Below are 15,118 nucleotides of genomic sequence, written 5' to 3' on the forward strand. Positions count from 1 at the left end.
ATAGAGTGAGGAGACGCGCGCATGCCACGTATCAAGGTCAATGGCATTGAAATCGAATACCGCGAGATCGGCAATCCGGACGATCCGATGTTGCTTCTCGTATCTGGGTTCTCGACGCAGATGATCTCATGGCCGGAAAGCTATCTAGAAGGTCTGGCCGCCGCAGGGCGCCGTGTCGTCATCTTCGACAATCGCGATATCGGCCTGTCGACAGAGTTCACCAATGAAATCCCCCCCGCCCCCGGCGATATCATCCAGGGCCTTTCCGAAGGCAAGGACATGTCGAAGGAGGTGCCTTATCTTCTCGACGATATGGCCGCCGATGCAGCTGCTCTGATCACTGCGCTTGGCGCAGACAAGGCCGACGTCATGGGTAATTCGATGGGCGGCATGATTGTGCAGTTGATTGCGCTCAATCATCCCGAAAAAGTGCGCACGCTTATCCCTGTGATGACGACATCTGGTGAGCCGAGCCTGCCGCGCTCGACACCCGAAGCGCAAAAAGCCCTGACCGCCCAGCCGGAGATGCGGACTGCCGATGCGGTGGCAGAAATTTCCGTCGCATCGCGCCGTGTCATCGGATCTGCTGACGGTGTCCGCAATAGCGATGAAGAAACCGCAGAGAGTGCCCGCGCGAGTTTCAACCGGTCGGACCGGCCCATGGGCGTTGCCCGTCAATATGCCGCCATCCTCGCCCAGCCGCGCTGGCATGAGCGGCTATCCACGATCAACATGCCGACGCTGGTCCTGCATGGGGCGATCGACCCGCTCATCCTGCCAGCTTGTGGCGAAGACATCGCCAAGCGCGTGCCGGGCGCAAAGCTCGAAATCATCGACAAGTGGGGCCATGACATGCCGACGGCGATGGTCCAGCCGCTGCTGGACAAGATCGTCCCCTTCCTGAAAGCGAACGAACCGGGCTGAAGGCCGAAAACTCAGACGGCGTGTCTGAACAACTCATTCCGGCGAAGGCCGGGATCTGGTGCAGCATGGTGGGATTTAGCTTAGAGGAATCCCGGCTTTCGCCGGGATGGACGGTTTGTTATTCTCAGCTCTTACCAGCCGCCGACGCCGCCACCGCCCCCGCCGCCGCCGGAGAATCCTCCGCCACCGGAGCCGGAAGAGGATGAGCTTTGCGGCATGGAGGCCGCAACAGCCGCTGCCACATTCGCCGTGACCGCCTTGTTTAGGCTGGCCACAGAGCCGCGTCCCATATGGGCTGCGCTCCAGCCGGGATTATAATCGGCTGCTTCCTGAGGCAGGACGGACTCAAAATGCTTGGTCCAGGGCTTCTCCACGCCGAGCGCAATGGCGTAGGGCAGAAAGGTTTCGTACCTCTCCTTCGTCATAGGCGGAGGTTGGTCGCCGCCAACTTCAGCCGCGTTAAGCTGCAGCTTCTCAGCCGTCTCCATGTAGAGCCTGAAGCCCTTGATTTTCGTGCGGACGTCCTCGCCCTTCTGGGTGGCGGCGGGCATCAGATACATGAAAAGCCCGTTCATAGCCGCGATCGCGATGACGAGGCCCGTTAGCCAGTTATTCCAGTTGGTCGCGTGAACGATTGCAAAGATGATGGCGATAGCAGACAGCGCAATGGCGACCAGCGTGTAGCCAAGATTCCAGCGAAAGTAGTCAGAGCCGAACTTGTCCGACACCTTCTTGCGGAAGGCCTGATAGGCGGCGGTGAAGCCCTTGTCATAGCTCTTACCAAGAGTGACTGGATCGCTGCCAGAAAAAAGCTTGCGGTACAGCGTCCATTCTTCGGCAGGCAGGCGCGGGGCAGCAGAGACCTGCTTTGGTGTAAGCACAGTGTTCTTCTTGTCCTCGGCATCGATGTCGAGCCTGCCCTTGATGCCAAGGTTTACCAGTGTCGAAATCAGCGCATCATGGTCATCAAAGCCGCGAAGATAGATGTGGTGGCAAGCGGCAGGTGAATATCCTGCAGGCGGCTCATAAAGCGCGAAGACAGGCCCGCGCGCCGGATCGCGCCCGACGCGATTCCAGGAGCGGTAGAGGAAAACGAAAACCCCGATGAGCGAGGCGAGCAGGACAGCAAGCGAGCCATGCCGCTGCCACCAAAGTGCGCGCTTGTCACCCGCGGACGGCGGATCGATGACGCCTTTCTCGACCGCCATCGCAACGGTCAGCCCCTCATACGGCCCGAGCGGTGCGCTAGTTTCAAAAACGTGAGTGCTACCTTCTCGTGAGTAAGAGTAGTCGCTCGTGGTTGAACCCTGTGGCCCGGTATAGCCAGACTGGCGAAGAATACCGACTTCGCCGGGAAAGGTCACACGTGCTGAGGCCTGCCGGATTGGAAAGGGCGACTGCGTGCCCGTGACGTTCCAGTAGAACTCATCAGCGTCGTCGAGATAGCGGACCTGGTTCCTCACACGATAAGTGATTTCATAGGTGTGAGGGCCGCGCGCAATGCGAATGTCTGGGTCGCCTATTCGCAGCGTATAATCATTTCCGTCAGCGTCTGTCTCATAAGGCTCTTTGTTGCCATCGCGTCGGACTGAGATGATGTCATAATTGAAGCGAAGTCGCTCTCCATCGAGCAGGTAGTAACGCGGCAGCGTACGGAAAATACCGCGATTGATCTGGTCATGTTCTGCAACGATCTCGATCCTTTCCTCAACCTGCACATCGCCATTCTGCTGAACGTCGATGCCCACATCGAAACGGTTGATGACCTCTTCGGCGGCTGCCGGGATCACGGCCGCAACAAGCACACAGACAAGAGCGAGGACGCGGATCATCACGATTTTTCTCCGAAATCGACCTCCGGCAGGGCCCTGTCTGCGGTTTCGATCTCGAAGTACGCGGCCTGATGGAAGCCGAACGGACCTGCGATGAGGCTACCGGGGAACGTCTCTACGGCGGTGTTCAGCTCACGCACCGCGCCATTATAGAAGCGGCGGGCCATTTCGATCTTGTTTTCGGTGTCGGAGAGGTCGTCCTGCAAATCCTTGAAATTGGCGCTGGCCTTGAGCTCTGGATAGTCTTCGCCGAGCGCGAACAGCTTGCCGATCGGGCGTGAGAGCGCGCTCTCGGCGGCCCCGCGCGCGACAGCATCATCGCCGGCCTCGCGGGCCTGATTGCGCTTCTCCACGACCTCCTCGAACAGCTGACGCTCATGACTGGCATAGCCGCGCACGGTTGCAACAAGAGAGGGGATGAGGTCAGCGCGGCGCTTTAGCTGGACGTCGATATCAGCCCAGCCATTGTTCACCATCTGACGCCGGGCCACCAGATTATTGTAGAGGATGATCGCGGTTACAACGAGCAGGATCAGGACACCGATCAGGACGAAAAGCGCAGCCATGAAGGCTCCTCTTCTTTAAAAGCCAGATGTGACTATCGGCCATCGCAGCCCCCCTGTTAAGGCCTTTGTTGGCGGGGTGCGCCCAGGATAGATGCAGACTGACGTCCCTCCAGCATCCAGCCTCCCTCTCAGTTGACAGCACCACGCGTCAGGCGCACCCAAAGCGCAATCCACCGGAGGAATGGACATGAGAAACGCGCTGATCGCCCTTCTTGGCTCAACCATGCTCGCCCTGCCCGCAGTGGCGCAGGAGGCCGAGGCTGCCGCAGGCAACCCCGCTTCGGAAGCGTCCTTTGGCGGTCAGTCAGGCCCGGACATGTCGCTTGAGGCCATGACGCCTCAGAATGAAGCGGTGAATGTCGGTCTCGCGGGACAGGACCCGGCCAATATTGCGCGCTACCTCCTCGCAAACGGTGCAGGGAGCATTTCGATCTCGCCCGATGGTGAAACACTCGCGTTTCGCTGGGACGTAACCGGCGAACCGCAACTCTGGAGCCTTGCAGTCCGCGGGGGTCAGCCACAACAGCTCACTTTCGGAAATGGCATCACATTCTTCTCATGGTCGCCAGATAGCGAGACGCTGATCTATGGCGCCGACAATGACGGCAATGAGCAGGAGTCCTACTACCGCATCGCTGCCGACGGTTCGTCCGAAGCCCTTGTCCTTGCTGCAGTCGAAGGCGGCTTCCGCGCCTTCGGCGATTTCGGCGCGGACGGCGAAACGATTGCTTTCGCTTCGACTGAACGCAATGGTCAGAACTTCGACATCTACACGGCCGACCTTTCGACGGGAGAGACGAGCCGGCTTCATGAAGGGACGTTCGGCTTTTTCGCGCATGACATCTCGCCTGATGGCGACAAGCTGATCGTCAGCGAGACGGTGGGCGAGGATTCCGACAATCTCTACCTCCTGGACATTGAAAGCCGCGAAATGACGACGCTCGCCAGGCCAGACCCGCGCGCCAATCATACGAGCGGGGGGTTCGCCTGGCTGCCGGACTCTTCAGCCTTCTATTTTTCGTCAAATGAGGACCGCGAATTTTCAGCCATCACCCGCTATGACGTCGCCACGGGCGAGATGAGCGTCGTGAAGGAAGCCGACTATGATCTCGGCGGGATTGAGCTTTGCGGCGAAGGCGGCGAATACATGGTGTTCACCGAGAATGTCGACGGCTTCGATACGCTGCACATCAATCAGAATGGAGAGAGTGCGGGTCTCGATCTGAGCTTCCTGCCAGAAGGCCAGTATCAGACGAGCTGTTCAATGGAGAGCTCAAAGCTAGCCATTAGGGCCAGCGGTTGGCGTACGCCGGGCGACGTCTATGTGGTGGACCTCGAGACAGGTAACCACACCCAGGTCTTCGCTTCCAATTATGCGGGTCTGAACCCAGAGCGCCTCGTTCGCCCTGAAAGCGTTCGCATGATGGCGCGGGACGGGGTTGAGTTGCAGGGGCTGCTCTACCTGCCTGATGACAGCTCACGAACCGCGGAGGGGCCGCCGCCGGTCATCTTCTTCGTGCATGGCGGGCCGACCGGCCAGTCCGTCGCGAACTTTGATGCGGTGGTGCAATACCACCTCGACCGCGGCCTTGCGGTCTTCGAGCCGAATGTGCGCGGCTCTACCGGTTTCGGGCGCACCTATGTGACGCTGGATGACCAGAAGAAACGCCGCGACAGCGTGCGCGACCTGATCGACATGCTGGCGGCGCTCGAAGAAGACGGCCGCGTCGATACAAGCCGGGCGGCCGTGGTGGGCGGCTCCTATGGCGGCTATATGGTGAACGCGGTGCTGGCGCTCTATCCCGATGCGTTCGATGCAGGCGCTTCGCTGTTCGGTGTCGGCAACTGGGTGACCGCGCTTCAGGTCGCATCACCCGGTCTCAAGGCGTCGGATCGGATCGAATATGGCGATATCCGCGAGCAGGAATGGATCGACTATTATACCGAGAACTCGCCGGTCACTCTCGCAGACCAGATCAAGGTGCCAGTCCTCTACTCCCATGGCGTCCAGGATCCGCGCATCGACATCTACGAAACCGAGATCATGGTGAAGACATTGCGCGAGAATGGCATTGAGACGCCCTATGTACGCATTCCGGATGAGGGCCATGGCTGGCGCAAGCTGAAGAACCAGCTCTTCTATTTCCGCCGTCAGGCTAAATTCCTCGAAGAACAGCTCATGGGTGATGGCGCCGCCGAATAGGCGCGTCTTTTGTTTAACGCTCTGGTCACGCGTCCCGGTTTCAGGCATCGGGGCGCGTGATGGCTTTTCCCCTTCGCCTTTTTCTCGTGACGGCCCTCGCCATGTCGGCATTTGCCGCGAACTCCGTGCTCGCGCGCCTTGCGATGGCGACAGGTGAGGCAGGCCCGTGGAGCTTTACCCTCATTCGCCTTGTCGCGGGCGCGACCGTACTGGCGCTAATTGTCTCGCCCCGGCGCGCCTTAGGGTCTGGCAGCTGGGCGTCGGGCGCTGCCTTGCTTCTCTATGCCGCCGCTTTTTCCCTCGCCTATCTGACGCTTGCGACGGGGACTGGCGCGCTCATCCTCTTTGCCATGGTCCAGATGACCATGATCGGTTGGGGCATCCTGAAAGGGGTACGGCTACCAGCAACGCGGTGGGCCGGACTCGCGCTGGCCCTCGGCGGGCTTGCCTGGCTACTCCTGCCCGGCCTTGAAGCGCCGCCGCTTGCGGGTGCGCTTCTCATGGGTGCAGCAGGTGCAGGCTGGGGGATTTACTCCCTGAGAGGGCGCGGCGCTGATCAGCCGACGCAGCTGACGGCGGGCAATTTCGTGCGCGCCTCTGTGCTTGTTCTTCTGGTCGCGTTCCCCGCCCTCCTGTTCAGTGGCGAAACTGCTCCCAGCATCGAGGGCGTCAGCTATGCTCTTGCTTCGGGCGCTATTACGTCGGGGCTCGGCTATGCGATCTGGTATGCGGCGCTACGCGACCTCAGCTCCAGCCTTGCCGCCATCGCTCAATTGACCGTCCCGGCACTCGCAGCCATTGGCGGCATGATCTTCCTGGGCGAGCCGCTGACCCTGCGATTTGCCGTTGCTACCGGCCTTATCCTTGGCGGCGTCGCCCTTGCGAGTTTCGCGCGCCAGAAGCCGGCGGGCTGACAGGTTTCACCCCCGGTAGGGCAGAGACACAGTGACCCGAAAGCCGCAAGCTGCTGATGACCGGATTGACGCCCGCGCCGTTCCCGGCCATTGCCTTGCGCCATGAGTGAGGCCCCCGCCACCCGCAAGCATGGGAAGAATGCCTTCCTGTTCGTCATTGTCTGTGTGGCCATGGACATGATCGGCTTTGGCATCATCATCCCGGTCATGCCGTCGCTGCTTGAAGAGCTGACCGGCAATCCAGCCTCAGAGACGATCGTTATCGGCGGCTATCTGATGGCCACCTATGGCATCCTCAACTTTGTCGCCATGCCCACGATCGGCAATCTGTCTGACCGTTATGGCAGGCGACCGGTCATGCTGGTTTCCATCGCAACGCTTGGGATGGACTTCATCATCATGGGGTTCGCCGACTCGGTCTGGCTGCTCTTCATCGGCCGGGCGCTGACCGGTATTTCATCGGCCACTTTCTCGACAGCGAACGCCTATATCGCCGACGTGACCGAGCCTGAAGAGCGCGGCAAGGCGTTTGGCATGATTGGCGCAGCCTTTGGCATAGGCTTCATTCTCGGCCCCGCCATTGGGGGCCTTCTGGGGTCGATCGATACGCGGCTTCCCTTCTTCGGCGCTGCGGCTTTGTCCATCGCGAACTTCCTCTATGGGTTCTTTGTCCTGCCCGAGTCGCTCGCGAAGGAAGACCGCCGGGCTTTTGATGTGAAACGTGCAAACCCGTTCGGCGCGGTAAAGCACTTCTCGAAAATCCCGAAGGTCGGCTGGTTCATTGTCGCCTTTGGCATCTTCCAGTTTGCGCACAGCGTCTTCCCATCGACCTGGAACTTCTATTCCGACATCCGCTATGACTGGTCCGAGACTCAGATCGGCCTGTCGCTTGCCGCAGTCGGGCTGGGCTCAGCGGTAACCCAGGTCCTGCTGATAGGGCCTGCCATCAAGCGGTTCGGTCCCGTGCGCACCGCCCTTGGTGGTATAGCGGTCATAGTGCTCGCGCTCGGTCTCTTTGCCGGCGCGGTACAGGGCTGGATGATCTATGCGATCATTCCGCTCAGCGCGCTTGGCGGCGTATTCGGCCCATCGATCAACCAGATCATGTCAGGCCTGACACCGCGCAACGCCCAGGGAGAGCTGCAAGGGGCAACCGCCAGCCTAAATGCGTTTTCGATCATCTTCGCACCGCTTCTGATGACGCAGACGCTGCATGCTTTCTCGGCGCCCGATGCGCCCGTCTACTTCCCCGGCGCAGCTTTCCTCCTCGCGTCAATGCTCACGGCGCTCTGTCTTATTCCATTCATGCTTGGCGTGCGCGCGAACCGGCAGGCCGTGTCAGAGATTGGACAGGACGAAACCGTAAGCAGCTGAATGCAGCGCCCTGATCTGGTGCAGCCGCTGCGGTTGGCTTAGGAAACCATATGGCCGAACGACGCCCCGCCCTTTTCCTGGACCGCGACGGCGTCCTCAATGTCGACCGCGGTTATGTCAGCCGCGTCGAGGACTTTGAGTGGATAGAGGGCGCCAAGACCTGCATCGCGAATTTCAACAAGCGTGGCTGGTATGTCTTCGTGGTCACTAATCAGTCAGGCATCGCGCGCGGTTACTACACCGAAGCCGATATGCAGGCCCTGCATGACCATATGACGGAAGAGCTGAAAGAGGCCGGTGCCCATATCGACCGCTTCTATCATGCGCCCTGGCATGAAGACGGAGAGATCGCGCGCTATCGCAAGGCCAGCATCGACCGCAAGCCCGGCCCAGGCATGCTGCTGCAGGCCATGGCGGACTACAACGTCAACCGCGAACAGAGCTTCCTGATCGGCGATAAGGATACCGATATCGACGCGGCCCGCGCAGCTGGCGTCGGCGCCTTCCTGTTCAGGGGTGGCAATCTTGGCGTTTTCGCAGAATGGGCGCTCGCGAGTTTTGAGGATGGCGTGCGCGGATGAAGCGGATCGGCATCCTCGGCGGAATGAGTCCTGAGAGCACGGTCATTTATTATCGCGCGCTGAATGCTGGCGCGCGTGAGCGCCTCGGAGAGCTGGCGACAGCGGACTGCATCATCGCTTCGATGAACTTTGGTGAGATTCAGGCCATGCAGAAGGCCGGCGACTGGGCGGGGGCGGGCCGGCATCTCGCGCGCGCCGCAAAAGAACTGGAAGCGGCCGGGGTTGACCTCGTCCTGCTTGCGACGAACACAATGCACCGCTGCGCCGAAGCGATCGAAAGTGCGCTGGGCGTGCCGTTCCTTCATATTGCGGATGCGACCGCCATCAGGCTGAAGGCAGATGGACGCGCGCGCCCGCTGCTGCTTGGGACGGCGTACACGATGGAGCAGGACTTCTATAAAAGCCGACTCGCAGACCAGCATGGGCTAGGCGTGATCGTGCCCGGTGCCGCTGACCGCGCACGCATACATGCCATCATTTTCGAGGAACTCGTCAACGGCATCACGACCGAAGACAGCCGCAATGCGTTTCTGGAGATCGTTTCAAAATATGTAGAATCTGGCGCCGACAGCGTCATTCTCGGCTGCACCGAAATTGGTATGCTGCTCCATGCGGGCAATTCACCGCTGCCGGTCTACGACACAGCGCTCATACATTGTGAGGTCGCTCTGGACCTTGCTTGCGGCATATTGTGAAGCGCTAGGGATCCATCGGCATCAAGCCGCCATCAGCGCTGACCTCGTCGATGAAGCGGCGGCCTTCTTCCTCGGCCTGTTCGTCGATCTGAGCCCACTCGGCTGGCTCCATACAAACACGCCGGCCAAGCATCGTGCCCATTTCCTTGATGCGGCGGCATTCGACTTCGCGCCCGTCGGTCGCCATGACCATCTCGCTGTTGGTCGACGGGCCCTCAATTGCGGTGCAACCGGATAGCAAAGCTCCCATCGCGACAAACGCGCCTGTGAATCTGATCATTCGCTTTCCCCTTGTGCGTTTGTCCAGACGAACAAAAAACGCCCGAAGATCAAGTCTTCGGGCGTGAATAAATTGCTACAGTCCTGGGGAATCGGGCCCCTGACCGGCGCCGCGTGAACTCCCCATGAAGTCCTCGGCGCCTTCTTCTGCAGCGCGGTCGACCTGCTGCCACTCAGCGGGCTGCATGCAGACGCGCTTGCCCAGCATCGTGCCCATTTCCTTGATGCGACGGCACTCAACTTCTGTGCCGTCATCAGCCACCATCATTTCACTGTTGGCGGACGGGTCCTCAATAGCGGTACAGCCAGCCAGAACGAAGCCCATGGCGACCAGCGCACTTGCAATTTTAGTCATCAGTTACCTTTACATATGAATCTATGGAAAGGGGCGTAGCATCCTGATGACGACAATTAAAAGGACTAAAGTGGCTTCAGCGTCTTTCCGTTAAGTCCCCCCATACGGCAAACCTCGATCCACTCATCTTCCTTTACCGGCTGGACGGAAAGTCGGAAGCTGGTGACCAGTGCCATGTCTTCGAGTTTCTCGTTCGCCTTGACGTCTTTCAACGTGACCGATTTCGGCATGTCGCAAACCGCGCGGAGGTCAACACAATCCCAGCGTTCATCGTCCGTCGTCTCATCCTGCGCGCTTTCGGCAGAGACTTCGACGATGCCGACAACTTCAAGGCCCTTGTTGGAGTGGTAGAAAAAGCCTTTGTCGCCTACCTTCATATCGCGCATGAAATTGCGCGCCTGGTAATTGCGAATACCGGTCCACTGCGTGCCTTCTTCGCCGGCTTCCTTCTGGTCGTCCCAGCTCCACTTGAACGGCTCGGACTTGAACAGCCAGTATGCCATCGCTGTCTCCTCTCCATGGTTTCGAGAGCAGACATAAGACGGTTCGGCGCCATTGCGACAGCAAGGTGCAGGCAGCATCGCTCCAGGCTGACCGGTGTTTGAATTGCGAGCCGGTAAGGCAGCTTAGCCGGTCGCCGCCGACTGAAGGCAGGCTTCGCGCACCAGCAGCTCCAGCTCATTCCAGCCCTTATAGGCGCGGACCTTGTGGTCGGCGCCGATCCAGGCGTCCTCGAAACTTTCACGAAGATCATCGTCGACAAGGATTGGCAGGAGCGGGTCAAGACAGACCCGGATGGTGAAGCAGATCACGCCTGTTTCCGGCAATTTCCTGATGGTCTGGCGCTCGACGCGCAGGAAGAGGTCTTCTGGTTCCGCTGCCAGCGAAAGCGGGCGCTCCGGCGTGAAGCGCTGAGCCCCCGCCTGCACAGTCCAGTTAAACCGCTCGAGCACCTTACCCGGCGCAAGATTGGTGAAGATCCGGTCGATGCGCGTCGCGAGTTCCGGGCTGCCGCCTGGTACGGGTCCGTGCAGATCATGCAGCGTGCCGCCTATGACCTCTGGCAGCGACCAATAGGTTGGCGCGGTCACTGCACCGGCAATAAGGCGCCAGATGCCTTCGCTGTCACGTTCCAGCAAGCAAAGATCATCCGATACAAGCGTCGCGGCCCTTGCGAGCGCGTTCTCAAATGAGCTTTGCGAAGATATATTTACCGCCTCACCAATCATGGCAAGCAGCTCACGCGCCGCAGGACCGTTCAGGTCTCCGAGAAGAGTTTCGTCTGGCTGCTCCTCAAAAAGCATCAACCGGTCCAGCTCGCAGCCGTCCATTTCGGTGTCCGGCAGCAACCAGTCGCGCGGAGAGATCGGCTTCAACGCCGGAGCCACAGTGGGCGGCCCATGTAGAAAAGGCAGGTAAGGCGGCGACCTAAGCGGCACGTGCCTGCCCCCAGCTGACATAGCCGGCAATTTTGGGCGTGCTTGGCAAGTACATGGTGTGCACGTCTTCCATGACGAAACCCGCATCGGCCAGCATGGCTTTCGCGTCGCGCGTCAGGTGACAGCCGCCTGCAAGCGGTTTCCAAAAACGCTCGACCCGGCGCTGCCATTTGGCGACGCCCTGGTCAGGCGCCAGCCCATGTTCAGAGAAGAGAACCTTGCCGCCCGGCTTCAGGACCCGGCGAACCTCCGCCAGAGATCCTGCCCAGTCGGGAATGGTGCAGAGGACGAAGGTTATGACGACCGTGTCGATGCTGTTGTCTGGCAACGGCACATCCTCAGCGCCCGTTTCGAGAAATTCGATCCGGTCGGCCCATCCCAGTTCACTTGCCGCCTTGCGGGCGCGCACGATCATTTCCGGTGAGGGCTCCAGCGCGTAAAGCTTCTCAAGCTTCGACGCATCATAGAACCCGAAATTCGTCCCCGACCCGCAGCCAAGCTCAAGTACAGTGCCCGTGGCCAGTGGCACGACCTTTTCGCGCTGCTTCATGATTGGCTTGGTCGCGCAGGCACACGAGATAAGTGGTGGTACGACGAATTTGTCCCAAAGCCCCAAGATTTCAGCTCCCAGATTCGAGTTGCTGGCGCGCGGCCGCGTTGGCTGGCTCAAGTCGCAGCGCCTGCTGAGTGATCACAATGTCATAGGCGAGGCCATCTGCCATGGGGGCGTAAACAGCAGAGCCGAACTGGCTCCCTCTTACGCCGACCCGTTCGCCCTGCTCACGTGCGAGCGCAAAAACGTCGAGACCGGGGTTCTCCGACAGCGCCAGGCCATTGCTGGTCGCCTCGCTGACAGAGCTTGTATTGTAGCGCCGGTTCATCCGGCCTTCCATGTATTCAAGACGATAGACGCTGTCGTAACCCAGCATGTTGGCCATCGGCTCAAACGTGATCACGCGTGCGCCGAGAGAGAATTCATCACCCTGGAGGATGCAGGGCTCATTTTCCGAACCCGGATCGAAACAGGTGACGTCACCGCCACCCGCGAGATCGACATTCACGCGATACGCATTGTCTTCATTGCCAACCGCCGAAAATGTGACGCGCGCAACGGGCCGCTCATAGGTCAGGCGCTCATAGGTCTGCAGGTTAAGGCCGAGAAACGTGCCGATACCCGCAAGGCCCAGAAAGCCGATACCAAACAGGAAACGAAGCGCCCCGGCCATGACGCGAAGCTTGAACAGCCGCCCCAGCCCGGCAAACGTCAGCATCAGACCAACGACACCCGAAAGCGCGGGCAGTATCCACCAGATCAGGTCCATCTTTTCATCTCCATCGCCCCCCGAGGCAGCCTTTCCCACGAAATCCTATCTTATCGGGGCAGCATGTCACCAAAATAACGCGCGCTTAACCCTGTCATCGCGGAACGTGCATGCTACACATTCAGCCGATTTGAATGATGCGGGAGGATTTGAGATGAAAAATTGGGCATTTCTTGCGGGCGTCTGCCTGACCGGATTTTGTGCGATGGGCGCGGCAGCGCAGGTCACAAATGAAGACCAGGACAGTCGCCGTTTCACCGCCGAGCGCGTCTTCGATATCGAGTATGCCACCTCGCCGCAGATTTCGCCCGACGGCTCGAGGATCGTCTATGTCCGCCACTCCATGGACCAGCTGACCGACCGCGACCGCGGCGACCTCTGGATCATCGACGTTGCCTCTGGCGAGCAGCGCCCCCTCGTCACGGGCGGTGCCTCGGCGGGTGGCCCATCATGGTCACCCGATGGCACGAAACTGCTTTACTCTACAGCTTCAGCGGACGGAAAGCCGCAGCTTCGCCTTCACTATCTCGACACTGGCCAGAGCTTCTCCCTCGCCCAGCTTGAATACGGCGCTGGCGGTGCGAAATGGTCGCCCGACGGCTCCAAGATCGCTTTCTCGATGTTTGTGAAAGGCGAAAAGCCAAGCTTTGCCACCCCGCCAAGCCAGCGCGAAGGCGCCCAGTGGAGCGAGCCGGTCCGCGTCTTCGATGATCTGACCTTCCGCTTTGACGGCCAGGGTTATCTTGAGGAAGGCACCACGCACACGTTTGTGCTGTCGGCCGATGGCGGCTCACCGCGCCAGGTCACAAAAGGCGACGCTGATCTTGGCGGCCCTGTCTGGCTCGACAATGACACGCTGCTCATCACCGGCAACACGGCCGAAGACGCCGACCTCGACCCGATCGAGAGCGAAATCTACGCCGTAGAGCTCTCCGATCTTTCCATGCGCGCACTAACCAGCCGCGATGGCCCTGACTTTGGCCCGGTCGTCTCACCAGACGGTCGCACCATCGCGTTCCGCGGCCATGACGATAATCTTAAAGCCTATGAGCAGGCCAACCTCTACCTGATGAACGCCGACGGCTCGAACGTCCGCGAGATTGCCGCCGACTTCGACCGAGAGATCGGCGCCCCGCAATGGGCCCCTGATGGCCGCTCGCTCTACAGCGCCATTGAGAACGCGGGCAATATGGATCTCTTTCAGATCACGACGCGCGGTGACACCTCCATCGCTGTTTCGGGGCTCGGCGGCACGTCCATCGGCCGGCCCTATGCCGGTGCCGACTTCTCGATTTCCAAGACCCGTAACCCTATCATCGCCTACACAGCCGGCTCAGCTGACACGCCGGCTGAGGTCGCTGTCGCCGGGCGCGGCGTGAATGCTCGCACGCTTACCTCGCTGAATTCCGATGTCCTGCCCTATCTCGACATGGCACGCGTTGAGGAAGTGAAAGTCTCCTCGCGCGCCGATGGTCGCGAGATTGAGGCATGGGTTGCCCTGCCGCATGGCTTCGAGGCCGATGGTAGCTATCCGATGATCCTCGAAATCCATGGCGGACCATTCTCCATGTACGGGCCCTTCTTTGCCAGCGAGATCCAGCGCTATGCCGCTGAAGGCTATGTCACCGTCTGGGCCAACCCCCGTGGCTCGACCGGCTATGGCGAAGAGTTCGCCCAGCTGATCGACAAGAATTACCCATCTACCGACCATGATGACCTCATGACCGTCGTTGATGAGATGGTGGCCCGCAACTATGTCGATCCAGAGCGTCTCTTCATCACTGGCGGGTCCGGCGGCGGCGTGCTCACCGCATGGGCCGTTGGCAAAACGGACCGTTTTGCAGCAGCCGCGACCATCAAGCCGGTCATTAACTGGTTCACCATGGCGCTCGCTGGCGACATCGCGCCCTTCGTCTGGCGCCACTGGATCCGTGAGGACCCGTGGGAAAACCCGCAGGCCTATTTCGACCTCTCGCCAATCTCGCTCGTAGGCAATGTGACCACGCCGACGCTCGTCATGGTGGGCGAGGAAGACTGGCGCACGCCAACCTGGGAAGCTGAGCAGTTCTACACCGCTCTGAAACTCCAGGGCGTCGACACGGCCCTGATCCGCGTTCCAGGCTCCCCGCACTATATCGCTGGTCGCCCAAGCCGCCTCATCGCCAAGACCGACAACATTATGGGTTGGTTCGCGAAATATGATCCTGCAAAGCAGGACGAAGAAGGCGAGAAATAAGCGCCAACCAAACGGAGAATCCGATGGCCAAACTTGTTGAGTGCTTCCCAAGCTTCATCAAACCGCCAGGCGAAAAATTCGCCGAAGAGTTCGTGATCACAAGCGTTATCGATTTCGGCGAAGCGCTTGGCACGCGGCAGATGGACTTACGGTTTGTTTCGGCCAAGGCCGTTAACAACGGCAAATATGGCTTTCCGCGGATGCTGTCCCACATCATTCGTGAGCCGCAAGATCCCGAAGTTGTGGCACAGCGCCTCTCCAAAGAGCTGGAGAACCGCTTCATGTACGAATACGACGACTCCGTATTGTTCGAGAAACTTCGCGCTATCCTATGTGACGAAGACGACATGAATCGCGAGCGTAAATTCTTCGAAGCTCTGAATTTATAGAAGCGGGAA

16 protein-coding genes are annotated in these 15,118 nt (G+C 59.9%); 8 read left to right on the forward strand and 8 right to left on the reverse strand.

Features of this window, described 5'->3' with window-relative positions; genetic code table 11:
* Nucleotides 1-21 precede the first annotated feature (21 nt).
* Entirely contained in the window at nt 22-924 is a 903-nt protein-coding gene (locus tag D1224_RS04410; protein ID WP_119378699.1) for an alpha/beta fold hydrolase, read from the forward strand.
* Between the two features lie 131 nt (nt 925-1,055).
* Here D1224_RS04410 and D1224_RS04415 read toward each other — a convergent pair whose 3' ends face one another.
* Nucleotides 1,056-2,756 (reverse strand): DUF2207 domain-containing protein, encoded by a 1,701-nt coding sequence (locus D1224_RS04415; protein ID WP_119378700.1) that lies wholly within the window; start codon nt 2,754-2,756, stop codon nt 1,056-1,058.
* Entirely contained in the window at nt 2,756-3,322 is a 567-nt protein-coding gene (locus D1224_RS04420) for a LemA family protein (protein WP_119378701.1), read from the reverse strand. Before D1224_RS04420 ends, D1224_RS04415 begins: the two co-directional genes overlap by 1 nt.
* Nucleotides 3,323-3,509: 187 nt before the next feature.
* Here D1224_RS04420 and D1224_RS04425 point away from each other — a divergent pair, with 187 nt between their 5' ends.
* The 5 genes from D1224_RS04425 to D1224_RS04445 all read left to right on the forward strand — a co-directional run bounded on the left by D1224_RS04425 (nt 3,510) and on the right by D1224_RS04445 (nt 9,089).
* Nucleotides 3,510-5,525, forward strand: coding sequence for a S9 family peptidase (locus D1224_RS04425; protein WP_233350395.1), 2,016 nt, complete (start codon nt 3,510-3,512; stop codon nt 5,523-5,525).
* Nucleotides 5,526-5,584: 59 nt separating this feature from the next.
* Entirely contained in the window at nt 5,585-6,439 is an 855-nt protein-coding gene (locus D1224_RS04430) for a DMT family transporter (protein WP_119378703.1), read from the forward strand.
* A 102-nt stretch (nt 6,440-6,541) separates the two neighbouring features.
* The gene (locus D1224_RS04435) at nt 6,542-7,813 is read left to right on the forward strand and encodes a TCR/Tet family MFS transporter (RefSeq protein WP_119378704.1); all 1,272 of its coding nucleotides are present in this window, start codon (nt 6,542-6,544) and stop codon (nt 7,811-7,813) included.
* Between the two features lie 50 nt (nt 7,814-7,863).
* On the forward strand, nt 7,864-8,394 hold the full coding sequence (locus tag D1224_RS04440) for a D-glycero-alpha-D-manno-heptose-1,7-bisphosphate 7-phosphatase (protein ID WP_119378705.1): 531 nt from the start codon (nt 7,864-7,866) through the stop codon (nt 8,392-8,394).
* The gene (locus D1224_RS04445) at nt 8,391-9,089 is read left to right on the forward strand and encodes an aspartate/glutamate racemase family protein (protein WP_119378706.1); all 699 of its coding nucleotides are present in this window, start codon (nt 8,391-8,393) and stop codon (nt 9,087-9,089) included. The genes D1224_RS04440 and D1224_RS04445 overlap by 4 nt, the downstream gene beginning before the upstream one ends.
* Before the next feature lie 4 nt (nt 9,090-9,093).
* Here D1224_RS04445 and D1224_RS04450 read toward each other — a convergent pair whose 3' ends face one another.
* From D1224_RS04450 to D1224_RS04475, 6 genes are all read right to left on the reverse strand, one after another.
* A complete protein-coding gene (locus tag D1224_RS04450; RefSeq protein WP_147372322.1) occupies nt 9,094-9,369 on the reverse strand; it encodes a hypothetical protein in 276 nt (91 codons plus the stop codon).
* Between the two features lie 75 nt (nt 9,370-9,444).
* The gene (locus D1224_RS04455) at nt 9,445-9,723 is read right to left on the reverse strand and encodes a hypothetical protein (protein WP_147372323.1); all 279 of its coding nucleotides are present in this window, start codon (nt 9,721-9,723) and stop codon (nt 9,445-9,447) included.
* A gap of 65 nt (nt 9,724-9,788) precedes the next feature.
* Nucleotides 9,789-10,226: an EVE domain-containing protein gene (locus D1224_RS04460; protein ID WP_119378709.1), complete on the reverse strand. Its 438-nt coding sequence runs from the start codon at nt 10,224-10,226 to the stop codon at nt 9,789-9,791.
* 123 nt (nt 10,227-10,349) lie between these two features.
* The gene (locus D1224_RS04465; RefSeq protein ID WP_182482164.1) at nt 10,350-11,111 is read right to left on the reverse strand and encodes a heme-dependent oxidative N-demethylase subunit alpha family protein; all 762 of its coding nucleotides are present in this window, start codon (nt 11,109-11,111) and stop codon (nt 10,350-10,352) included.
* Between the two features lie 40 nt (nt 11,112-11,151).
* The gene (locus D1224_RS04470) at nt 11,152-11,712 is read right to left on the reverse strand and encodes a class I SAM-dependent methyltransferase (RefSeq protein ID WP_233350396.1); all 561 of its coding nucleotides are present in this window, start codon (nt 11,710-11,712) and stop codon (nt 11,152-11,154) included.
* Between the two features lie 70 nt (nt 11,713-11,782).
* Nucleotides 11,783-12,484 (reverse strand): hypothetical protein, encoded by a 702-nt coding sequence (locus tag D1224_RS04475; protein ID WP_119378712.1) that lies wholly within the window; start codon nt 12,482-12,484, stop codon nt 11,783-11,785.
* Nucleotides 12,485-12,638: 154 nt separating this feature from the next.
* Here D1224_RS04475 and D1224_RS04480 point away from each other — a divergent pair, with 154 nt between their 5' ends.
* Both D1224_RS04480 and D1224_RS04485 read left to right on the forward strand, forming a co-directional pair.
* Nucleotides 12,639-14,720, forward strand: coding sequence for an alpha/beta hydrolase family protein (locus D1224_RS04480; protein ID WP_119378713.1), 2,082 nt, complete (start codon nt 12,639-12,641; stop codon nt 14,718-14,720).
* Between the two features lie 23 nt (nt 14,721-14,743).
* Nucleotides 14,744-15,109: a hypothetical protein gene (locus tag D1224_RS04485; protein WP_119378714.1), complete on the forward strand. Its 366-nt coding sequence runs from the start codon at nt 14,744-14,746 to the stop codon at nt 15,107-15,109.
* The last annotated feature ends 9 nt before the right edge of the window (nt 15,110-15,118 follow it).

Source organism: Henriciella barbarensis, assembly GCF_003576345.1.
Lineage (GTDB): Bacteria > Pseudomonadota > Alphaproteobacteria > Caulobacterales > Hyphomonadaceae > Henriciella > Henriciella barbarensis.